22 protein-coding genes are annotated in these 20231 nt (G+C 63.7%); 15 read left to right on the top strand and 7 right to left on the bottom strand.

Annotated elements, in window-relative coordinates:
• The first annotated feature begins 117 nt into the window (after nt 1–117).
• Both BM193_RS11110 and BM193_RS11115 read left to right on the top strand, forming a co-directional pair.
• Complete coding sequence (locus tag BM193_RS11110; protein WP_092797784.1) at nt 118–2670, top strand: excinuclease ABC subunit UvrA; 2553 nt, start codon at nt 118–120, stop codon at nt 2668–2670.
• 77 nt (nt 2671–2747) lie between these two features.
• The gene (locus BM193_RS11115) at nt 2748–3638 is read left to right on the top strand and encodes a KPN_02809 family neutral zinc metallopeptidase (protein ID WP_092797785.1); all 891 of its coding nucleotides are present in this window, start codon (nt 2748–2750) and stop codon (nt 3636–3638) included.
• 53 nt (nt 3639–3691) lie between these two features.
• On the opposite strand, the gene BM193_RS11120 is transcribed toward BM193_RS11115, so the two are convergent.
• The 5 genes from BM193_RS11120 to BM193_RS11140 form a co-directional block, all read right to left on the bottom strand.
• Complete coding sequence (locus BM193_RS11120; RefSeq protein WP_175533240.1) at nt 3692–4774, bottom strand: TIGR03118 family protein; 1083 nt, start codon at nt 4772–4774, stop codon at nt 3692–3694.
• 108 nt (nt 4775–4882) lie between these two features.
• Complete coding sequence (locus tag BM193_RS11125) at nt 4883–5647, bottom strand: substrate-binding periplasmic protein (RefSeq protein WP_092797786.1); 765 nt, start codon at nt 5645–5647, stop codon at nt 4883–4885.
• Nucleotides 5647–6513 (bottom strand): carboxylating nicotinate-nucleotide diphosphorylase, encoded by an 867-nt coding sequence (nadC, locus tag BM193_RS11130; RefSeq protein ID WP_092797787.1) that lies wholly within the window; start codon nt 6511–6513, stop codon nt 5647–5649. Before nadC ends, BM193_RS11125 begins: the two co-directional genes overlap by 1 nt.
• Entirely contained in the window at nt 6510–7643 is a 1134-nt protein-coding gene (nadA, locus tag BM193_RS11135) for a quinolinate synthase NadA (protein WP_092798062.1), read from the bottom strand. The genes nadC and nadA overlap by 4 nt, the downstream gene beginning before the upstream one ends.
• A 136-nt stretch (nt 7644–7779) precedes the next feature.
• Nucleotides 7780–9378: an ABC-F family ATPase gene (locus BM193_RS11140; protein ID WP_034756044.1), complete on the bottom strand. Its 1599-nt coding sequence runs from the start codon at nt 9376–9378 to the stop codon at nt 7780–7782.
• A gap of 224 nt (nt 9379–9602) precedes the next feature.
• Between BM193_RS11140 and BM193_RS11145 the strand changes: the two genes are divergently transcribed.
• Nucleotides 9603–10142, top strand: coding sequence for a DUF2939 domain-containing protein (locus BM193_RS11145; RefSeq protein WP_175533241.1), 540 nt, complete (start codon nt 9603–9605; stop codon nt 10140–10142).
• A 120-nt stretch (nt 10143–10262) separates the two neighbouring features.
• Nucleotides 10263–10949 carry a hypothetical protein gene (locus tag BM193_RS11150; RefSeq protein WP_092797789.1) on the top strand — a complete coding sequence of 229 codons (687 nt, stop codon included), beginning with the start codon at nt 10263–10265 and terminating at the stop codon, nt 10947–10949.
• A gap of 51 nt (nt 10950–11000) precedes the next feature.
• Here the strand turns inward: BM193_RS11150 and BM193_RS11155 are convergent, their stop codons facing one another.
• Complete coding sequence (locus BM193_RS11155) at nt 11001–11693, bottom strand: DUF3334 family protein (protein WP_092798063.1); 693 nt, start codon at nt 11691–11693, stop codon at nt 11001–11003.
• A 375-nt stretch (nt 11694–12068) separates the two neighbouring features.
• On the opposite strand from BM193_RS11155, the gene BM193_RS11160 reads away from it, so the two are divergent.
• From BM193_RS11160 to BM193_RS11210, 11 genes are all read left to right on the top strand, one after another.
• Nucleotides 12069–13748: a DUF6138 family protein gene (locus BM193_RS11160; RefSeq protein WP_092797790.1), complete on the top strand. Its 1680-nt coding sequence runs from the start codon at nt 12069–12071 to the stop codon at nt 13746–13748.
• Between the two features lie 97 nt (nt 13749–13845).
• Entirely contained in the window at nt 13846–14535 is a 690-nt protein-coding gene (locus BM193_RS11165) for a hypothetical protein (protein WP_092797791.1), read from the top strand.
• 25 nt (nt 14536–14560) lie between these two features.
• Nucleotides 14561–14893, top strand: a complete 333-nt coding sequence (locus BM193_RS11170) for a hypothetical protein (RefSeq protein WP_092797792.1) — start codon at nt 14561–14563, stop codon at nt 14891–14893.
• Between the two features lie 134 nt (nt 14894–15027).
• Nucleotides 15028–15669 carry a hypothetical protein gene (locus BM193_RS11175; RefSeq protein WP_092797793.1) on the top strand — a complete coding sequence of 214 codons (642 nt, stop codon included), beginning with the start codon at nt 15028–15030 and terminating at the stop codon, nt 15667–15669.
• Nucleotides 15670–15756: 87 nt separating this feature from the next.
• Nucleotides 15757–16620, top strand: coding sequence for an alpha/beta hydrolase (locus BM193_RS11180; RefSeq protein WP_092797794.1), 864 nt, complete (start codon nt 15757–15759; stop codon nt 16618–16620).
• Between the two features lie 109 nt (nt 16621–16729).
• Complete coding sequence (locus tag BM193_RS11185; protein ID WP_092797795.1) at nt 16730–17584, top strand: undecaprenyl-diphosphate phosphatase; 855 nt, start codon at nt 16730–16732, stop codon at nt 17582–17584.
• Between the two features lie 59 nt (nt 17585–17643).
• Nucleotides 17644–18216 carry a manganese efflux pump MntP gene (gene mntP / locus BM193_RS11190; RefSeq protein WP_092797796.1) on the top strand — a complete coding sequence of 191 codons (573 nt, stop codon included), beginning with the start codon at nt 17644–17646 and terminating at the stop codon, nt 18214–18216.
• Nucleotides 18217–18369: 153 nt separating this feature from the next.
• Entirely contained in the window at nt 18370–18588 is a 219-nt protein-coding gene (locus BM193_RS11195; RefSeq protein WP_092797797.1) for a DUF2158 domain-containing protein, read from the top strand.
• A 95-nt stretch (nt 18589–18683) separates the two neighbouring features.
• Nucleotides 18684–18890 (top strand): hypothetical protein, encoded by a 207-nt coding sequence (locus BM193_RS11200; RefSeq protein ID WP_092797798.1) that lies wholly within the window; start codon nt 18684–18686, stop codon nt 18888–18890.
• Nucleotides 18891–19123: 233 nt separating this feature from the next.
• On the top strand, nt 19124–19429 hold the full coding sequence (locus BM193_RS11205) for a hypothetical protein (protein WP_092797799.1): 306 nt from the start codon (nt 19124–19126) through the stop codon (nt 19427–19429).
• Nucleotides 19430–19593: 164 nt separating this feature from the next.
• The gene (locus BM193_RS11210) at nt 19594–19860 is read left to right on the top strand and encodes a hypothetical protein (protein WP_092797800.1); all 267 of its coding nucleotides are present in this window, start codon (nt 19594–19596) and stop codon (nt 19858–19860) included.
• Between the two features lie 35 nt (nt 19861–19895).
• Here BM193_RS11210 and BM193_RS11215 read toward each other — a convergent pair whose 3' ends face one another.
• Nucleotides 19896–20117 (bottom strand): hypothetical protein, encoded by a 222-nt coding sequence (locus BM193_RS11215; RefSeq protein WP_092797801.1) that lies wholly within the window; start codon nt 20115–20117, stop codon nt 19896–19898.
• Nucleotides 20118–20231 lie beyond the last annotated feature (114 nt).

Raw genomic sequence — 20231 nt, forward strand, 5'->3', positions numbered from 1 at the left:
AGATAGCTGATTTTACAATGTTTTCTTTCCCATCTACAATGCGCTTCTGTGCGTGGGAGTACGGACGCACTTGCAGGCAGCCGCCACACTGGTCTTTTACAGCGATGAGGCCCTTCCATGCCCCGACAACGATCTTCCGCCGCGCCCCTGGCCGGCCATGTCAGCGTGCGTGGCGCGCGCGAACACAACCTCAAGAATGTGGACGTGGATATCCCGCGCGATGCGCTGGTGGTCTTCACGGGCGTGTCCGGCTCGGGCAAATCCTCGCTGGCCTTCGGCACGCTGTACGCGGAGGCGCAGCGGCGCTACCTGGAGTCCGTCTCGCCGTATGCGCGCCGCCTGTTCCACCAGATGGCCGTGCCCGAGGTGGACCGCATCGACGGCTTGCCGCCCGCCGTGGCCTTGCAGCAGCAGCGCGGCGCGTCCACCACGCGCTCGTCCGTCGGCAGCGTCACCACCGTCGCCAACCTGCTGCGCATGCTGTATTCGCGCGCCGGCGACTATCCCCGGGGCCAGCCGCTGCTGTACGCGGAATCGTTCTCGCCGAATACCGCCGAAGGCGCCTGTCCCGCCTGCCATGGCCTGGGCCGCGTGTATGCCGTCACCGAACGCTCGATGGTGCCCGACGACAGCCTGAGCATCCGCGAGCGGGCCATCGCCGCCTGGCCGACGGCCTGGCATGGCCAGAACTTGCGCGACATCCTCACCTCCCTGGGCCATGACGTCGATACGCCATGGCGCGAGCTGCCGCAGGACCTGCGCGACTGGATCCTGTTTACCGACGAGCAGCCCGTGGTGCCCGTGTATGCGGGCCTGACGCCGAAGCAAACGCGCGCCGCGCTCAAGGCCGGGCTGCCGCCCAGCTACATGGGCACGTTTACGGGCGCGCGCAAGTATGTATTGCAAACCTTCGCCAACAGTCCCAGCGCGCAAATGAAAAAGCGCGTGGCCCGCTACATGCTGGGTGCGGACTGTTCCGTGTGCCACGGCAAGCGCCTGCGGCAGGAGTCGCTGTCCGTGCGCTTTGCCGGCCTCGATATCGCCGACATGTCGCGCCTGAGCCTGGCAGCGCTGGCGGCACTGATGGCCCCCTACGCGGCCGGCAAGGCCACGCTGCGCGACGGCAAGAAACATCCGGAAAAAGCCATCGTCGCGCAGCGCATCGCGCACGACCTGGCGGGCCGCCTGCAGGTGCTGCTGGACCTGGGCCTCGGCTACCTGAGCCTGGAGCGCGGCACGCCCACGCTGTCACCGGGCGAATTGCAGCGCCTGCGCCTGGCCACGCAGGTGCGCTCGAACCTGTTTGGCGTCGTCTACGTGCTCGACGAGCCGTCGGCGGGCCTGCATCCAGCCGATACGCAGGCGCTGCTGCGCGCGCTGGCGCGCCTGAAGGCATCGGGCAATTCGCTGTTTGTCGTCGAACACGACCTGGACGTGATCGCCAAGGCGGACTGGATCGTCGACGTGGGCCCGCAGGCGGGCGAACATGGCGGGCATATCCTCTACAGCGGGCCGCCCGCCGGGCTGCGCGCCGTGGCAGCGTCACAGACGCGGCGCTACCTGTTTGGCCAGGATGCGGCGCAGCGGCGCGCGCCCCGCGCGCCCGCCGGCTGGCTGGAAGTGGCCGGCGTGACGCGCAACAACCTGCGCGGCCTCGATGCGCGCTTCCCCCTGGGCGTGCTGTGCAGCGTATCGGGCGTCTCCGGCTCGGGCAAGTCCACCCTCGTCAGCCAGGCGCTGGTGGAACTGGTGGCGGCCGCCTTGGGCCAGGACATGGCGGCGGGCGACGCAGACGACTCGCCGCTGGCACAGATGGCCGCGCCCACGGGCGGGCGTATCGCGGGCGGCCTGGACGCCATCGGCCGCCTGGTGACGGTGGACCAGAAAGCCATCGGCCGCACGCCGCGCTCCAACCTGGCGACCTACACGGGCCTGTTCGACCATGTGCGCAAGCTGTTTGCCGCCACGCCGGCCGCAAGACGCCGGCATTTCGACGCGGGACGCTTTTCCTTCAACGTCAGCAAGGGGCGCTGCGCCACCTGCGAAGGCGAGGGACAAGTCATGGTGGAACTGCTGTTCTTGCCCAGCGTCTACACGCCCTGCCCCGCCTGCCATGGCACGCGCTACAACGCGGAAACCCTGACAGTCGACTACCGGGGCAAGAATATCGCGCAAGTGCTGCAACTGACGGTCGATGCGGCGCTGGCCTTCTTCGCGGGCGAAGCGGCACTGGAGCGCCCCCTGTCCGTGCTGGCGGAAGTGGGCCTCGGCTATTTGCGGCTGGGCCAGTCGGCCACCGAACTGTCGGGCGGCGAAGCGCAGCGGGTCAAGCTGGCCACCGAATTGCAGCGGCCGCAGCGCGGCGACACCCTGTACATCCTCGACGAGCCCACGACGGGCCTGCACCCGGCCGACATCGACCGGCTGGTCGCCCAGCTCGATACCCTGGTGGCTGGCGGCAATACCGTCATCGCCGTCGAGCACGACATGCGGGTGCTGGCCGCCAGCGACTGGGTCATCGATATCGGCCCCGGCGCGGGGGCTGACGGCGGCGCCGTCGTGGCCAGCGGCACGCCGGCGCAGGTGGCGAAAAACCGCGCCAGCCGCACGGCGCCCTACCTGAAAAAAGCCCTGCAACAGGACGCTGTGCAAGCACGTTTGCTGAGATAATCACAACATGTAGTTACAAAAACAGCCGCAGCGTCGTGTGCGGCATCAATAAAATCATTGCAGCAGGAGTAAATATCATGAAATGGGATGGCAACCGCGAAAGCGACAATGTGGAAGACCGCCGTGGTGAAAGCGGTGGCGGCGGGGGCGGCGGCTTCGGTTTTGGCGGGCGCTCGATCGGCATCGGCACCATCGTCATCGCACTGGTGGGATCATACGTGCTGGGCGTCAATCCCCTGACCCTGCTCAATCTGCTCAGCGGCGGTGGCGGCGGCCAGGTGAGCACCCAGCAAAGCCAGTCGCCGGCGCGCCAGCCGCCCGAGTCCGATGAGATGGCCCGCTTCGTGAAAACGGTATTGGCCGACACGGAAGATACGTGGAGTGCCCTGTTCAAGGCGGAAGGCGGCACCTATGTAAAGCCCAAGCTGGTGCTGTATTCGGGCAGCACGCCGACGGCTTGCGGCACGGGCCAGAGTGCCAGCGGGCCCTTCTATTGCCCCGGCGACCAGAAAGTCTATCTGGACCTCGATTTCTTTAACCTGATGCAGCAGCGCTTCAAGGTCTCGGGTGAATTTGCCGAAGCGTACGTGATCGCCCATGAAGTGGGCCACCACGTGCAAAACCTGCTGGGCTTGTCCGAGAAGGTCGACAACGCGCGCCGCACGCAGTCGGAGCGGCAAGCCAACGCCATGTCCGTGCGCCTGGAACTGCAGGCCGACTGCTTCGCCGGCGTGTGGGCCTTCCACGCGAACCAGGACCGCAAGATCCTCGAACAAGGCGACGTGGAAGCGGCGCTCAAAGCGGCCACGGCCATCGGCGACGATGCGCTGCAGCGCCAGGCGCAAGGCCATGTCGTGCCCGACTCGTTTACCCACGGCACGTCGGAACAGCGCGTGCGCTGGTTCAGCAAGGGCATCGAAAGCGGCCAGATCAGCCAGTGCAATACCTTCGAGGCGCGCCAGCTGTAAGGCAGCGCATACGCCCGCGCCGCCTTGCCGGCCGCGCGGGCCTCCCTCTTCCCTCATTTCAAGTCGATGCGGCCATACTGGCCATGCGCCTCGTCGTCCGGCCCGGCCGCATAGAACAGCGTATTGGTGGGCTGGCTGTTCAAGCCATTGCCGAAGGCGATGCCCCACAAGCCATCGACCACCAGCGGCGTACCATCGGCCTTGCGCAGCGGCCCACCTGCGGCACCCGTGGACGGGTCATAGCTGTTAATCCTGCCGTCGCCAAAATTTCCGATCAAGAGCATATTGCTGGCCATGCCGAAATCGGCCGGCGCCAGCGCCATGCCCCAGGGCGCGTTCAAGGCCCCGCCCGTCACCAGGCGCCTGTGCAGGGTGCCGGCGCTGTCGTACACATTGACAATGCCCAGGCCGGCGCCAGCTTCTTCATCGTCGCCGCTCGGTTCCCGCTTGGCGTAGGCAACATAGATGCGCTCGCCGATGGCCTGGATACCGAACGGCGCATAGCCGGCCGGCAAGCTGGGATCGCTGAACCCGCCGGGCAGGCTGACCCTGGCGAAGCTGGCGTCGAAGACATCCACGCGCCCGTTATGGAAATCGGCCGCATACAGGTAATTGGCGCCCGCATAGGCGGAGATCGCCAAGCCCTTGTAGACGCTGCCGCCGGCGCTGCCATCGAAGACGACCAGGGCGGTCGTCGGGCTGACCGTCGGCGACCAGGCCGAGATGCTGCCGCTCTCGCTGGCGAAAATGAATGGGCTGGGTGCCGTCACGCCGTTCTGGCTCAGCTTGAAATCCTGCGTGCCGTTGAAAACAATGCCGGTCGGCCCCGCCGGCGTGCTGACCACCAGCGTTTGCGGCACGCCGTTTCCGTCGTACAAGGTGGACTTCGCCGTGCCATTCGCGGCCACCCAGACGAAGCCGCGCGGATTGAAGGCCACGCCCCAGGCGTTGACGAGGTTGGGATCGATATGCGCGGCAGGCAGCGCCGCCGTGTCGGACACGAGGCTGGTCGCCGCGTAGGCGCTCTGGACGGGGGGCTTGTGGTGGTGATGCCCGCCACCGCAAGCAAACAGGACAAAGGCCAGCATGGCGGCTAGCGCGGCGCAGCCAAGCTGGCTGATGGAATGCGGTTTCATGGCGTTCCCCTTCGACGTGGCGCGCAAGGTCGCGCAGCCTGTCTTCAGGGTACAACCGGACCTAGCCGGACGTTTGCGGCAGGTCAAGCGCGGCAAAAAAACGCGGCATCAGGGCACGCTGACGTCGTAGCGCTTGCCCAGTCTTTTCAGTTCGCCGCTGTCGATCAGGCTGTTCAATTCCTGGTCGAACTGCAGGCGCAGCCTGTCGAAGGCGGGCGAGCGGGGAAAGGCGAAATAGCCGTTCTGCGTTTCCACGACCCTGGGCAGGGGTTTCACCTGGCGTGCATAGCCCAGGCGGGCGATGACGGGGTCGGTATTGCGGCGGTTGCTGACGAACACATCGACGTGGTTGTGCACCAGCATCTTCAAGCCGTTTTCCACGTTGTTGGCCACGCTGACCTGCAAGCCGGGCCGCACCCTTTCCCAGTCCGCGCCGTAGGCCCAGCCATTGAGCAGCACCACGCGGCGGTTTTTCAGCACGCTGTAATCGCCATCCCAGCCAAAGCTGGCATCCTGGCGCGTATAAAAGACCATCTGGTCCTGGTAGAACGGCTTCTCGGAAAACGCCATGCTGGCGATGCGCTCGGGCGACTTGTAGGGACCGATGAGGATGTCGGCCTGGCCCTGCACCAGCATGGCTTGCGCGCGCGCCCACGGCACCATGCGGAAACGCACGGTATTGCCCGTGCGGGCCGCCATCAGGCGCAGCAATTCCGCGCCCAGGCCGCCATATTCACCGCTGACCTGGTACTCGAACACGCGCTCGAACTGCGCGCCCACGGCCAGCAGCTCGCGCGCCGGCGCCTGCAGGGGCAAGGCCAAGACCGGCCCCAGCAGGGCCAGGGCCAGCAGGCGCCGCCCTGCTTTTTTCATCAGCCGACGATGCGCAAGGAGTAATCGGTGGCCCGCACATCCTTGGTCAGGCTGCCGATCGAGATGCGGTCCACGCCCGTCTCGGCAATGGCGCGCACGGTGTCGGCATTGATGCCGCCCGACGCCTCGAGCAGCGCGCGGCCTTGGGTCAATGCCACGGCCTCGCGCATCATGTCGTTGCTGAAGTTGTCGAGCAAGACGGAGACGGCGCCCGCATCGAGCGCTTCCTGCAATTGCGCCAGGGTTTCCACCTCGATCTGCACGGGCACGCCCGCGTCGAGCTCGCGCGCGTTGTCCAGGGCCTGGCTGACGCCGCCCGCGGCCGCGATATGGTTTTCCTTGATCAGGATGCCGTCGTACAGGGCCAGCCGCTGATTCTTGCCGCCGCCCACGCGCACCGCATACTTTTGCGCCAGGCGCAGCCCCGGCAAGGTCTTGCGCGTATCTAAAATGGACGCCTTCGTGCCGGCCACCACGTCCACGTAGCGGCGCGTGGCGGTGGCCACGGCCGACAGCAGCTGCAGGAAATTGAGGGCGCTGCGCTCGGCCGTGAGCAAGGCGCGCGCCGGCGCTTCAATCGTGCACACGACGCTGTCGGCCGCCATCATGTCGCCTTCGGCGTAATGCCAGGCGATGTCGATGCTGCGGTCCAGGCTTTTCATGATGCCTTCGAACCACGGCGCGCCGCACAGCACGGCCGCCTCGCGCACGATGACGCGGGCCGTGACGATATGGTCGGGCGGCACCAGCTCGCCCGTCAGGTCGCACTGGCCCACGTCTTCCAGCAAGGCGGCCAGCAGATTGCCCTCGAAGGCGCGCGCCAGGGCGGGATCGAAGGGAGCGAAAGAATTAACGAGGGTACTCATGCTGGACCGATTCCTTGGAACAATGTGGTTTCTTTTGCCAGGTCCGCGCCCGGCTGGAGGCCCGCCTTCTTGGCGGCGGCGAAGTCGAGCATGCGATTGATCGAGCGCACGGCCAGCTGGCCGACGGCGGGATCGACGTGGATTTCGTTGTGCATGGCTTCCAGCGTTTGCGCCAGATTCAGCAAGCCGTTCATGGCCATCCACGGGCAATGTGCGCAGCTTTTACAGGTGGCGCTGTTGCCGGCCGTGGGCGCTTCGATGAAGCGTTTACCCGGCGCAGCCGCGCGCATCTTGTGCAGGATGCCGTTGTCGGTGGCGACAATGAAAGTGTCCGTGTCCATGGTTTGCGCCGCCGCGATCATTTGCGACGTCGAGCCCACCATGTCGGCCAGCGCCACCACGTTGGCGGGCGACTCCGGATGCACGAGCACCTTGGCTTGCGGATACTCTTCCTTCAGCAAATCGAGTTCGATGCCCTTGAACTCGTCGTGCACGAGGCAGCTGCCCTGCCACAGCAGCATGTCGGCGCCCGTCTGCTTCTGGATATACGACCCCAGATGCTTGTCCGGTGCCCAGAGGATTTTCTTGCCCTGCGCATGCAGGTGGGCCACGATATCGAGGCCGATGGAGGACGTCACCATCCAGTCCGCGCGCGCCTTGACGGCCGCGCTGGTGTTGGCGTAGACGACGACGGTACGGTCCGGATGGGCATCGCAGAAGGCCGTGAATTCATCGGCCGGGCAACCTAGGTCGAGCGAACAGGTCGCGTCGAGGTCGGGCATCAGGACGGTTTTTTCGGGACTGAGGATTTTTGCCGTCTCGCCCATGAAGCGCACGCCGGCCACGACCAGGGTCTTGGCCGGATGGTCGCGCCCGAAACGGGCCATTTCCAGCGAGTCGGAGACGCAGCCGCCCGTGGCTTCCGCCAGGTCTTGCAGGTCAGCATCAACGTAATAGTGGGCAACGAGCACGGCTTCGCGCTCGATCAGCAGGCGCTTGATGCGCGTGATCAGTTCGGCTTTTTCGGCCGGGGAAGGCGTCGCTGGCGTGCGCGCCCAGGCGTGGGCAGTGCAGCTGGCTCCGTCTTGTGGATGTTCGTACTCGACGGATTTGATGGCTAAAGTTTGCATGGCTGTGTCAAACAAAAACGGGATAGACCGGCACGATTGCAATGAAGCAGTGCGCCGGAACGAAAGGACCGCGGCGCGTCGGTGTGGTGCTGCCGGATGGGCGACTGGCGCGCCATCCGGCATATTGCCTTAGATATTAATCAATACCCTGGCTCTTCAGGTAGTCTTCATAGTTGCCGCGGTAATCGACCACTTCATCTTCCTTGATCTCGATGATGCGGTTGGCCAGCGAGGACACGAATTCGCGGTCATGCGACACGAAGATCAGGGTGCCCGCGTATTTTTCCAGCGCGATGTTCAAGGATTCGATCGATTCCATGTCCATGTGGTTGGTCGGCTCATCGAGCATCAGCACGTTGTGGCGGCCCAGCATCAGCTTGCCGTACATCATGCGGCCCTTTTCACCACCGGACAGCACCTTGACGGCCTTTTTGACATCGTCGCCGCCGAACAGCAAGCGGCCCAGGATGGAACGCACGGCCTGGTCGTCGTCGCCCTCTTTCGTCCACTGGCCGATCCAGTCGGTCAGGTTCGTATCCTTGGCGAAATCTTCCGTCGGGTCTTGCGGCATGTAGCCCACGTTGGCGTTTTCCGCCCACTTCACGCGGCCCTGGTCCGGCTGCAGGCCGGCGATATCGCCCGCGATGCAGCGCAGCATGGTGGTCTTGCCGGCGCCGTTGGCGCCGATGATGGCGATGCGTTCACCCGCCTCGACCATGATGCTGAAATTCTTGAACAGCTGGCGGTCGAAACCTTTCGAGATATTCTCGACTTCCACGGCCAGGCGGTGCAATTTCTTTTCGCCGTCGAAACGCACGAAGGGATAGGCGCGCGACGATGGCTTGATGTCGTCGACCTTGATCTTTTCGATCTGCTTGGCGCGCGACGTGGCCTGGCGGGCCTTCGATTTGTTCGCGGCGAAGCGGCGCACGAATTCCTGCAGCTCGGCAACCTTGTCTTTCGCTTTCGCGTTGTTGGCCAGCTGCTGGTTGCGCGCCTGGGTCGAGGCGAACATGTATTCGTCGTAGTTGCCCGGATAAATCTTCAAGGTGCCGTAATCCATGTCGGCCACGTGGGTGCACACCTGGTTCAGGAAGTGGCGATCATGGGAAATGATGATCATGGTGGAGTTGCGCTCGTTGAGCACGTCTTCCAGCCAGCGAATCGTGTTGATGTCCAGGTTATTCGTCGGCTCGTCGAGCAGCAGGATGTCCGGGTTCGAGAACAGGGCCTGCGCCAGCAGCACGCGCAGCTTCCAGCCTGGCGAGACATTGCTCATCGGGCCTTGATGCAGGTCGATGGCGACACCGGCGCCCAGCAGCAGTTCGCCGGCGCGCGATTCGGCCGTGTAGCCGTCGTATTCGGAGACTTTGCCTTCCAGCTCGGCCGCCTGCATGTAGTCGTCGTCCGTCGCTTCCGGGTTCGCGTAGATGGCGTCGCGTTGCTGGATGGCGGCCCACATTTCCGTGTGGCCCATCATGACGACGTCGAGCACGCGCATGTCTTCAAACGCAAACTGGTCCTGGCGCAGCTTGCCCAGGCGCTCGTTGGTATCGAGCATGACGTTGCCGCCGGACGGGTCCAGGTCGCCACCGAGGATCTTCATGAACGTCGACTTGCCGCAGCCGTTCGCGCCGATCAAGCCATAGCGGTTTCCGTCGCCGAACTTGACGGAGATATTCTCAAACAATGGCTTGGCGCCAAACTGCATCGTAATATTTGCGGTTGAAAGCATGTGATATTAAGTCTTTATTCAGTTAAAACAGCTAGTTAGGTACTTTTCTCCCATTATACAGCACCCACCCTCATCCACTCTATAGTGGTCCGACAAGAGCATCTGGTGCGACAACGGCAAAATACAAGGGGCAAATAATGGCAAGAAAATATTATTGCTGAACTTCCATTTAACCGCTACGCTGCGGCGACTGCATTTTTCTCTACTCACCAGACGGGCCTCACTTGAAAAAGATCACCATCGCCGCCGCCGTGGCGGCCATCGCCATCGCCGCCACCGCCTATACGTCGCCCTACTATGCCTTGCATCAGATCAAGACCGCCGTGGCCGCGCGCGACGCCGAAGCCCTGGCCAGCCACGTGGACTTCCCCGCCCTGCGCGACAGCGTCAAGACCCAGCTGGAAGCGAATATGGCCAGCAGCATCGCGGCGGTGGCCGGCAGCGACAATCCGTTCGCCGCGCTGGGCCAGTCGATCGCCGGCGCGATGCTGGGCAAGATGGTCGATGCCATGGTCTCGCCCGCCGGCGTCGTGGCCCTGGTCAACAAGAGCGCAGTCAGCCCGCAAGCGGAGGCGGACGACGGCGCCAGCGCCGAGGGCAAGCAGACCAAGGCCGACTATGCCGCCGGCTATGCGGGACTGAACACATTCATCGTCCGCGCGAAAGAGGGCGACAAGGAAGGCGGACTGGTCCTTCAACGCCATGGCATATGGGGCTGGAAACTGAGCGGTATCGAGTTGGCGCCGGCGGTGGCCGGGCGATAGGATGGCAAGTACGCAGCGTTGCCAGGCGTGCGCCCATAGGCAAATGCGCCATTCAGTGCCAGAATGCCGGTCAGCCGTACCGTTCCCCAAGCGCTGCATGCGCAACATCACCGAGGCCCTATGCTGACAAACCATATTCTGACACTGGCCACCGCCGCCCTCCTCGCCAACGCGGCCCAGGCCGCCGAGCCGCTGGTCACCAGGCAGGTCGAGCGCATGCGGGCCGCCGAGGCCCTGATGCAGGAGGAGGTATCGAAGGCGGCCAATCCGGAGGCTCCCGCGCCATTGCCCATCTCGACCGACATCTCGCTGGCCGAACTGGAGCGCCGCTGGGCCCTGACCCAGGCGCAAGCCGATGCCAAGCACTACTCCAGCGCGACCGACTTGACCTTGCTGACCGGCATGGCGCAGCAGATCGGTTGCCACGATATTATCGGGGTGCAGCCCATGGGCTTCCCCGTGGCGCGCGAACGGCCCAGCGTGCTGAACGGTGGACACTTGCTGGCCCGATGCCCGGACCGCGCCTACCTGACGATTTCGGCCATGTCGATGGAGGGCAAGACGGGCAACAGGGTCGGCATTTCACCGCAGGCATTCAATCAGACGGTGGCCGGCAAGCCGGCGCGGCGCCTGTATTACAAGGCGCCCAGCGGACGCCAGCAGGAAATACTGACGATCGCCGATGGCGACCTGGTCTATATGCTGGCCTACTGGTCGCTCGATGACGCGCAGCTGCCTGGCATGGCCGGTGAACGGCGGCTGGAGAAACTGACATCGCTGCCGCCGGCGCCCGCTGCGGCGCCGTGAGCGATGACGCCGCGCTGCCGGCCTTTCCGGCAAGCACCGCGGCACACTGGCTTACATGCCGAGCGACTTGAGCAGGTCGGAGTTGTCGTCCTCGTCCGGCGCGGCCGGCGCCGGGGCGGCGGCCTGGCTGGCCTGGCTGGCGTGCTCGGTGGCCATCAGCGCATCGGTGTCGTATTCCTTGGAATCGAAATCGTGCAGCTTGATGAACTCGGTGCGGTCGATCGCCAGCTCCAGATAGAAAATGTTGTTCTTTTCCGTGTAGAACGTCACGCGGCGCATTTCCGGGCGGTCCAGCGGCGTGTCGACGCTGAGCATCACCTGCTTGTTCAGCACCAGCATCTTCGGCTGGTTCTGCGTGATATTCGTTTGCAGTTCGCGCCGCACCTTGCCCGTGAAATCGCCGACGATCTGGTTCATCAGTTCGCCCATGATGTTCGACACTTCGTCCGACGTGTAGAAGCTGGCCAGCTCCGACTTCGGCATGCCCATGTGCAGCATGTAGCGCTCGTAGATTTCCATCGCCGTATCGGCGGCGAAATTGAGCACCACCAGGCCGGTGAAACCGCCGTCGAACATCACGAAGCAGCCGATGTCCGGCTTCAGGCCCGTCTTGGTGATGCGCTGCACCATGCCCGAATAATTCACCTTGCTTTGCGTCGCCACGTTGAGCACCCGCACGACCGAGTTACACAAACTCATCAACAAATCTTCTGTACCGTACACAACTGCCTTTTCCTGATCCATGAACAACCTCTCTTACTTTTTTAGATGACAGCACAGCTTCCCTGCCAGATGGTGCGTGGCGGCGATCAACTGCGCTGATCGCCGCCCTATTCCCTATTCTTACTTTTTTCTGTATAGAAATAAGTATCAGATGCGCAGAATACCCAGATGTAACATTTCCGTCCAGCCATACCTGCATTTACTTGATGATCTGTGCGGAAATGCAAAAGCGCAGGCGAAATACCCCGCGACACGGCTTGCCATGCAACATTGCGTGAAAGATCACGAACCGCGTTCGCCGCCGTGCGGCCTGGTGCGCGGCACTGGACCAGACCATGATTTATACTGCCGCGCACTAATGGCACAAACGCAATATGAATGGAGAGGCAACACACGATGAGCACACTGCAAGAACAGATAACGGCAGAAATGAGCGCGGCCATCCACGCCTGGTTTGATGAGCGTTTGCAACGCACGGACCTGCAGCAATCTGTCGACAGGACAAGCTTGCAAGTGGGCATCTTCAACGACTTCATGCTCGACTACAAGCCAGGGCGCGCCACGGCCGACGATATCGACCTGGGCCTGGACTGTGACGATGCACGTCCAACAGCGTCGGCCCGCCTCGATGATGCGCAGATGCGCGAGCTGGTCGTGCCGCAACTGGCGGCCGTGGTGCGGGCCCGGCTGGCGCCGCTGGTGGACACGCCGATGATCGATTACCGCTTCACGTGCCGCGGCAAGTTCCAGACGGCGCAGGGCAAGCTGCACGTGACCTTGCTGGAACACGTCAACGACGACAAACGCCAGGACTTGCTGGCGCGCATACACAGCTACGTCGAGCAACGGCTCACGCACGGCAGCGCGCCGACGACACCGCTGGAAACGTTCTTCCTGGCCCGCCACCTGCTCGACGGGCTGCTGTTCCCGCAGCTCGACGCGGCATGGACCATCGCCCAGTACGAGCGCATCCAGGCCTTGAACAAGACCCAGCCCGATACCTTGGCCGAACACCGCCACGACATCATCCGCGCCATCACGCAATGGGCGGAAAACGTTTTCCTGCCGCAGTTTTATGACCGCGCCCAGTCCGCCTACCGCGCCACGGCATACACCTTGAAGGCGGGCGCCGCGCCCGGTGCCGATGCGCAGGCGCTGCAGCCGATCGACTTGCTGCTGTACGGCGCCGTGCTGATCTTGCGCCATGACGCCAGCTATGCCAAATCGAAGGGTCTGACATTCCTTGAAATCGCCCGCGAACTGGGCAGCGAACGGGCCGCGCGCATGCTGACCGACGGCAGCGGCACCTTCGGCGATGACGCCATCCACTTGAAAAATGCGCAGCTGGAATGCCGCGCCAACGACGTCTTTGCGACGATCACCATCGCCATTGCCGACGAAAGCGACAGCGCATATGCGCAGGCGCTGGCGTTCATCACGCATTTGCTCGATCACGGTTTCCCGAAAAGCTACCAGATCAAGCTCAAGTCCAAGGTCAAGCAATACCTGCCCGTCAAAGGCCTGGCGAAATCCGACACGCACCGCTTCTTTGCCAACGCCCTCGCCTTCCCCGCCCTGCATGCGGCCCTGGAAACGTATGCGCGCGCCGCCATGCAGCAATATGAATTCTATGCCGATACGGAAGGGGAAAAGAATTGCATGCCGGGCAGCTACGCCGCATTCGGGCTGGGCTTGCTGGATGCCCGCTACTTCCCGTTGATCCAGCACTATATGGCGCAGGTGGATGAAGAACACCAATCGGTGCAGGATGCCTACACGGCGGCGTTGACCGCGCAGCATGGCGTCACGCCGGACAGCATCCCCGTGCTCGTGACTTGCCTATTTGCCTGCACGGACAACGTGAAGCTCAAGATCCAGGCGGACTTCGAGGACGTGGAAAAGCTTGCATGCCTGTTGCGGCAATTGCAGGGCATGCAAGATTACCTGGTGGAGCACGTGCTGTACGCCATCTGGGGCAAGCGGGAAAAGCTGGACGCGCTGGCGCGCAAGGCGCAGGGCCGGCGCCAGGAGCTGCTGCTGGCCTTGATCGCGGCCGCCGGCAAGGCCGATACCTAATGTGCGCAACGTTATGACTTTCACCATATACAATGCGCTGCGCCAGAGTTGCCGTAAGGCATTTCTGGCGTCTGATATTGAATCGTGGAGAAAACCTATGCAACAAATGAAACCCTACCCGCTTGCCACCCTGCTGGCCGCCGCCCTCGCCACCGCCGCGCTGATGCAGCCCGCCGTGGCAGCCGAGTCCGCCGCCATCGACCTGGCCCCGGTCGAGGTGGCCGATCTGTACATCAAGACCGTCATCAACCAGGATGAGGCGAGCGTCGCCAAGCTCAACGCCTATCTGCGCCCCACGCGGGTGGCAGGCCACCAGCCTGCAGAGTACGCGTCATACAGCGCGCTGCAGGACACCACGGCGAAATTCCCGAAAGAGACGGGCAAGCTGATCGCCGACCTGTTCCCCGCCAGCATGCGCGCGGCAGTGACGCCGGCCGCCGAGTTGCTGGCCGCAAATGTCATCGCCGCCAAGAACGGCGCCGCCTGCAAGGCCACCAAGGCTGACCCGGTGACGGTGGAAAACGGCATGCAGACAGCCGTCGTCAGCTTCGAATGCGAGCTGGTCAAAGTCCCCGTCGCCTGGGCGCCTGCGGCTCAGCAACTGGCGAAAAGTGCTTGCAAGGTGGACCAATGCGTGGCCGGCCTGCAAAAAATCGCCGCCACGTATGCGACGTCGCCGAAACAGGCCTGGCGCGCCGTGTTTGCCGTCAGCCGCGAAAAAGATACGGAAGCGTGGCGCAATGACTTTGCGCGCGAAACGTTCGACGAAATCTGGGAATACCTGTAATTCTGGCCTCGTTGAGAATGACTGGATGAACAAATTGACGCCGACTCCGGTAGCACAGCCCGCAGGCCTGGCCTTGCTGCGCCTGCTCGATCGCGACCATGTGGACGGCGCAGTGGTCAGCCAGGCATTGGCGCAAGACCTGGCCAGCCTGCACGGCAAGCAACTGCTGGCGCTGCTGCGCAGGCTGCGCGCCGCGCAATCGAACCAGCAGCATTATGCGGGTGCCAGCCCGGCGCAGGCGCAGCAGCAGTTCGGCGCCGCCATCGCCGCCGTCAAGGCGGAACTGGCCACGCGCCCGCACATCCTCAACAAACCGGAAGCGAGGGCCCTGCGCCAGGCGGCGGCGAAAAAGCGTTAATCGGGGCGCTAATCGGGGCGCAAGCGACGCACGCAGGCGCGGCGTCAGGCAGCCACCCTGCGGTGCGCGGTGGCGCGCCGTCGCCCTCCTATAATCAGGGCACTACCGTGTTTGTGCCAATGAAAGGATTCTCCATGCCCACGCCGCTTTTCCGCCACCTGTTGACCTTTGCCGTGCTCGCCGCAAGCAGCCTGGCCGGCCTGCCAGCCGCCAGCGCCCAGCCAATCGGCCCCATCGATGCGCGCGCCGTGTGGCAGGAACGCCCGCTGTCGGCCTGCCGCAGCGACACCTCCGCCACCGCGCCCGACGTCTGCCTGCTGCGCACCATGCAGCGCTCCGGTGCCCGTCCACAAGCTGTCGCCGCCGCCAGAATGCTCATCCAGGCGAACAAGCCCGGCTTCATTTCCGCCTGGCGTCCGCTGGGCAAGGCGGCGCTGGCCACCGTCACCTATCCTTTCCGTGCCAACACGAATGAAGGCACTCTGCTGATCGGCAGCGACGGGGCCGCCATCGACGTCGACGAGGGGTCCGTGCGCGAGGAAGACCGCGCCACGCCCGCCTGGCGCGCCTTTGCCGCCGCCCATCCCGATGCCATGCCGTTCGCGCCCGCTGACTTCGTTGGCATGACGGCCACCGGGGATGGCGGCCACAGCGTGCTGTTTTCCACCCCCATGAAGACGTGCCACGCCTGCGCCGACGATGGCGCCCTGCTGGTCGCGTACGCCATCGACAAGGACGGCGTGGTGCGCGAACGAAAACTATTGGCGATCAAGTAATACTGTGTCAAAGATAAGTTAAAATTGCCGGATGGCATGTCTATACGAGTCGCACGCCATCGATCCATTTACTTATCACAGGAAAACATGCGCCATACACGTTTCGCACTGCACCTTGCCGCCGCCCTGCTGTTCACCGCCAGCGGCGCCTTCCAGCTTGCCAGCGCCGCGCCCGCCACCGCCAGCGCGGCCACGCCCCTCGTCATCGGCGAAAGCTTTACCATCGATTCGCAGGCGCTGAAGGAAAAGCGCCACATCAATGTCTACGTGGCGCGCGCCTGGGATACCCCGCCAGACGCCCCGCTGCCCGTGCTGTACATGCCGGACGGCGGCGTGGCCGAAGACTTTCTGCATGTGGCCGGCCTGCTGCAAGTGTCGGTGGCGAATGGCACGATGCGTCCCTTCATGCTGGTCGGCATGCAAAATACGCAGCGCCGGCGCGACTTGACGGGCCCGACCGAGAATGCGGAAGACCGCAAGATCGCCCCCGTGGTCAGCGGCGCGCCCGCCTACCGCAACTTCATCCGCGATGAACTGATGCCGGAAGTCAACCGCCGCTACCGCACGACGGGCGAGACGGCCATTGTCGGCGAATCGCTGGGCGGCCTGTTCGTGGTGGAAACCTATCTGCTGGAACCACAATTGTTCGACCACTACCTGGCCTTCGACCCCAGCCTGTGGTGGAACCATGGCGCCCTGCCGCGCCAGGCGGCAGCGCTGCTGGCCAAGGGCAAGCCGGGCAAGCACAGCCTGTATCTGGCGTCCAGCAGCGAAGCGGGCATCGCCGTCGAAGTGCAGCGCCTGGCCGACGTCCTGCAACAGCAGGCGCCAGCAGGCTTGCAGTGGCATGTGGAAAAGCTGCCGGAAGAAACCCATGGCACGATCTACCATCCGGCGGCATTGAAAGCGTTCCGCGCCGTGTTCAAGCCGCAGGCGCCGGCGAAGCCGTAAAACATGGACAAACTGTAATCCTGTGCGAGGGTCGCGCACGGGAGCCGGCAGGTAAAATCGGCTGCCCTTTTCGGCAGCCTTTTTTTGCCCACCTGAGTCCAGATCCCCCATGAGCTTCCTGCAATTATTTATCCTCTCCATCGTCCAGGGCTTCGCTGAGCTGCTGCCCGTGTCCAGCTCCGCCCACGTCATCATGGCGGAAAAACTGATGGGCCTGGACCCCACGTCGCCCGAGCTGACCATGCTGCTGGTGATGCTGCACACCGGTACCATGTTCGCCGTCATCGTGTACTTCTGGAAATCCTGGCGCGCCACCTATTTCAGTTCGGCCGCCGCCTTCCGCAGCAACGCATTGCTGCTCGTGGCCGCCACGGCCCTGACGGGCATCGTCGGCTTTGGCTTGCTGAAGGGCATCACCCACATCATGAGCAAGGATGCGCCCGGCTTTGAGATCGAGCACCTGTTCGGCAACGCGAAGCTGATGGCCGCCGCGCTGGCGGCCGCCGGCGTGCTGATCATCGCCTCCGCGCGCCTGACCGCGCGCGAAGGCGGAACCTTGTCCATCGGCAAGGCGATGGTGATCGGCGCCGTGCAAGGCCTGTGCCTGCCTTTCCGCGGTTTTTCGCGCTCGGGCGCCACCATTTCGGCCGGCATCGCCATGGGCGTGCCGCAGCGCCGCGCCGAAGAGTTCAGCTTCGCCCTGGCCGTGGTGCTGACGCCTGCCGTGCTGGTCAAGGAAGGCTGGCGCTTCTACCAGGCCGTCTCCAATGGCAGCCTGGACCATCTGCAGCACGGCAACAGCTTGCTGCACCTGATCGGCCCCAGCCTGCTGGGCATGCTGCTGTCCTTCCTGGCCGGCTTGCTGGCCCTGCGCTGGCTGTCGCGCTGGCTGGAACAGGGGCGCTGGCATTTCTTTGGCGCGTATTGCCTGCTGGCCGCCTTGGTGGTGCTGTACCTGGGGTAAAATCGCCGGGTTTGTAGTTTGACCTACCCATCCCAGCCAGGTTCCACAGAAAGCCACCGATGAATTTTGCCGCCACCGCCGCCCTCTCGCTTGCCATGTCCACCGACGCCTTCGCGGCCGCCGTGGGCAAGGGCGCCGCCCTGCACAAACCGCAATGGCGCGAAGCGCTGCGCACGGGATTGATCTTCGGCGTCATCGAGGCCATCACGCCCGTCATCGGCTGGGCGCTGGGCAGCGTGGCCGCGCCGTACGTGGCGGCGTGGGACCACTGGATCGCCTTCAGCCTGCTGGGCATCATCGGCCTGTTAATGATACGCAACGCCCTGTCGGACGCCGACGAGGACGAAGCGCCGGCGCAATCGCACTCGTTCTGGGTGCTGGCCGTGACGGGCCTGGCCACCAGCATCGATGCCATGGTGGTGGGCGCGGGCCTGGCCTTGCTGGGCGCAAACATCGTCGTGACGGCCGCCGCCATCGGCTTTTCCACCTTCGTCATGGTCACCCTGGGCGTGATGCTGGGCCGCGTGCTGGGCACGGTGGCAGGCCGGCGCGCCGAACTGGTGGGCGGCCTGGTGCTGATCATCATCGGCTGCGTCATCCTGTACGAGCATATCGGCCACCCTGCGGCCTAGCCGCGGCAACGCTGCCTGCCATCATGATAGCCGCGGGCGGCACGCCAAGGCGGCGCGCCAAGGCGGTGCGCCAATCGGGTGCGCGCAAAACTGTTGCTGGAGTATGATGGCGCCCTGTCCTCCCCTGGCGCTCCAACCGGCCTGAAAGCAGTGATGAAACAATTTAGCGAAGGCGATATCGTGCGCGTCAAATGCGGCGGCCCCGAGATGACGGTGCTGTGCGTCGACGGCGATTATTTCGCCCAGGAAGATAACCGCACGGCGGTCTTTTGCGTGTACGAAAAAGACCATTATCTGTTTGAGCAAGCCTATCCGGAATATGCGCTCGACATCATCCGTTACGAACGGCGGCGCTTCCCGCGCGAAGCCTGACGTCCCGCGCGCACGCCAGCGGCGAACGACATGGGACGCAGGCCGCTTTATGCTACATTAAACGCTCTGCATTCATGTCTCGCTAGGTGACCGCCATGGAAACTCTGGAGCTGCTTTTTGCCTCGCTGGTGCGCGATACGGCTGAATCGATCCGCGACCACCACGTCCCTTTTGCCATCAAACACGACGAACGCGCCTATTACGAATGGATGGATGGGCATCCGATCGACGGCTATATCCAGGAAGCCTACCGCGAGATCGAGGAAACCGCACAGCAGCTGCGCGCCATCCGCGCTGGGTGACGGCGGCTGCCGCAAGCTGCTGCGCAGGGTGCCTTGCGGCCGGCGACGCTCACCGTACTCGCGCAAGGTTGCGCTGCCCGGCCACAAATCACCTGCGCCCGCGACGCTTGCGGCAAGCGCCGATACGCCAGGTGAACGATGTCGATTCACGTATTGATGCAAATCAAACACTCATCTGTTTCAACCGTGCAGCCCATCGCGTGCCGCGACAATTGGTGCCGGAGGCGACAAATATGGATCAGCAACAGAAACACCAGATCAGGGGCTATGAATTTCATGTCGCCGGCGCGCTGGAGAAGGATGGACGCTACCGGGGCATGATCTTGATCAGCAAGCGCGGCGATACGCAGCAAGTGTATGCCAAGCCCGTGCTGATCGAGACGGCCAGCAGTTTCAAGTCCGTGCACGCGGCCCTGATCGAGGCGTCGGCGTATGCCCAGGAAATCATCTACAACGGCGCCATCAAGGCCTTATTGCCTGCGGAGCTGCCTGCCGGCGGCAAAGGGGCGCCCCAGCCGCCGGACTTGGTGGGCAATTAAGGTGAACAAGTAAGGTGGGCAAGTAAGGTCAGTAAATAAGGTAGGCAACTAAGGTAGGCAACTAAGGTAGCCAACTAAGGCAGGCAATCAAGCCCGCGATACCGGGCCTGCCGCCCAGGTGGGACGCGTATAATCACGCGCTTCCCTGGCTCACATTCACAACAATGGACTCTGTCAATTTACCGCTGGTTTTCCTGGTCGGCTGTGCGCTGATCGCCTTGCTGGCCAAGAAGAATGGCTACTCGTGGTACCTGTTCTTCTTTGCCGTCGCCGTGCCGGCGCCACTGTTGCTGCTGGCCCTGCCCCATGTGCTGGGCGTGGACATCGCCTCGCTGACCCCGGTACGGCTGGGCGCCGCCCTGCTCTTTCCGCTGGCCGGCCTGCTGCTGGCCTTGCGGCCCAAGCGCCCAGGCCAGACACCTGAGCCTTAAGCTTTTAAGTCTTACGCCTTACGCCTGACTTCGCTTCAGCGCATCTGCGCGCCGTCTGCCAGGCGCCAGCCTATCGACAAGGCCAGTTGCTGCGCTTCTTTTTCATTGCTGCAATCGTCGTAATCGCAGGTGTCCGCATACGCGCCGCATGCCTGATTCTGGCTGACGTAGGAGCCGACCCAGCGGCCGTCGCGGCGCTGGCTGGCCGTGGCGCTGATGGTGAAACCCTTGTGGATGGTGGGATTTTCAAAAGGCATAATTCCTCCGATAGGCATAATTGCTCCGCTGCAAAAAGCGTCAGTGACCTGACTGGACTCCACTGTGCGCCTTGCCGCCGTCAACGTCTGTACGTTTGACCACACTCACGCCAT

The sequence above is a fragment of the Janthinobacterium sp. 344 genome (assembly GCF_900112025.1).
GTDB lineage: Bacteria > Pseudomonadota > Gammaproteobacteria > Burkholderiales > Burkholderiaceae_D > Janthinobacterium.

Bases quoted from the DNA above. Each gene is read 5' to 3' on its own strand.
- BM193_RS11110 (WP_092797784.1), top strand. From the start codon at position 118: ATGCCCCGACAACGATCTTCCGCCGCGCCCCTGGCCGGCCATGTCAGC.
- BM193_RS11115 (WP_092797785.1), top strand. From the start codon at position 2,748: ATGAAATGGGATGGCAACCGCGAAAGCGACAATGTGGAAGACCGCCGT.
- BM193_RS11120 (WP_175533240.1), bottom strand. From the start codon at position 4,774: ATGAAACCGCATTCCATCAGCCAGCTTGGCTGCGCCGCGCTAGCCGCC.
- BM193_RS11125 (WP_092797786.1), bottom strand. From the start codon at position 5,647: ATGAAAAAAGCAGGGCGGCGCCTGCTGGCCCTGGCCCTGCTGGGGCCG.
- nadC (WP_092797787.1), bottom strand. From the start codon at position 6,513: ATGAGTACCCTCGTTAATTCTTTCGCTCCCTTCGATCCCGCCCTGGCG.
- nadA (WP_092798062.1), bottom strand. From the start codon at position 7,643: ATGCAAACTTTAGCCATCAAATCCGTCGAGTACGAACATCCACAAGAC.
- BM193_RS11140 (WP_034756044.1), bottom strand. From the start codon at position 9,378: ATGCTTTCAACCGCAAATATTACGATGCAGTTTGGCGCCAAGCCATTG.
- BM193_RS11150 (WP_092797789.1), top strand. From the start codon at position 10,263: ATGCTGACAAACCATATTCTGACACTGGCCACCGCCGCCCTCCTCGCC.
- BM193_RS11155 (WP_092798063.1), bottom strand. From the start codon at position 11,693: ATGGATCAGGAAAAGGCAGTTGTGTACGGTACAGAAGATTTGTTGATG.
- BM193_RS11160 (WP_092797790.1), top strand. From the start codon at position 12,069: ATGAGCACACTGCAAGAACAGATAACGGCAGAAATGAGCGCGGCCATC.
- BM193_RS11165 (WP_092797791.1), top strand. From the start codon at position 13,846: ATGCAACAAATGAAACCCTACCCGCTTGCCACCCTGCTGGCCGCCGCC.
- BM193_RS11170 (WP_092797792.1), top strand. From the start codon at position 14,561: ATGAACAAATTGACGCCGACTCCGGTAGCACAGCCCGCAGGCCTGGCC.
- BM193_RS11175 (WP_092797793.1), top strand. From the start codon at position 15,028: ATGCCCACGCCGCTTTTCCGCCACCTGTTGACCTTTGCCGTGCTCGCC.
- BM193_RS11180 (WP_092797794.1), top strand. From the start codon at position 15,757: ATGCGCCATACACGTTTCGCACTGCACCTTGCCGCCGCCCTGCTGTTC.
- BM193_RS11185 (WP_092797795.1), top strand. From the start codon at position 16,730: ATGAGCTTCCTGCAATTATTTATCCTCTCCATCGTCCAGGGCTTCGCT.
- mntP (WP_092797796.1), top strand. From the start codon at position 17,644: ATGAATTTTGCCGCCACCGCCGCCCTCTCGCTTGCCATGTCCACCGAC.
- BM193_RS11195 (WP_092797797.1), top strand. From the start codon at position 18,370: ATGAAACAATTTAGCGAAGGCGATATCGTGCGCGTCAAATGCGGCGGC.
- BM193_RS11200 (WP_092797798.1), top strand. From the start codon at position 18,684: ATGGAAACTCTGGAGCTGCTTTTTGCCTCGCTGGTGCGCGATACGGCT.
- BM193_RS11205 (WP_092797799.1), top strand. From the start codon at position 19,124: ATGGATCAGCAACAGAAACACCAGATCAGGGGCTATGAATTTCATGTC.
- BM193_RS11210 (WP_092797800.1), top strand. From the start codon at position 19,594: ATGGACTCTGTCAATTTACCGCTGGTTTTCCTGGTCGGCTGTGCGCTG.
- BM193_RS11215 (WP_092797801.1), bottom strand. From the start codon at position 20,117: ATGCCTTTTGAAAATCCCACCATCCACAAGGGTTTCACCATCAGCGCC.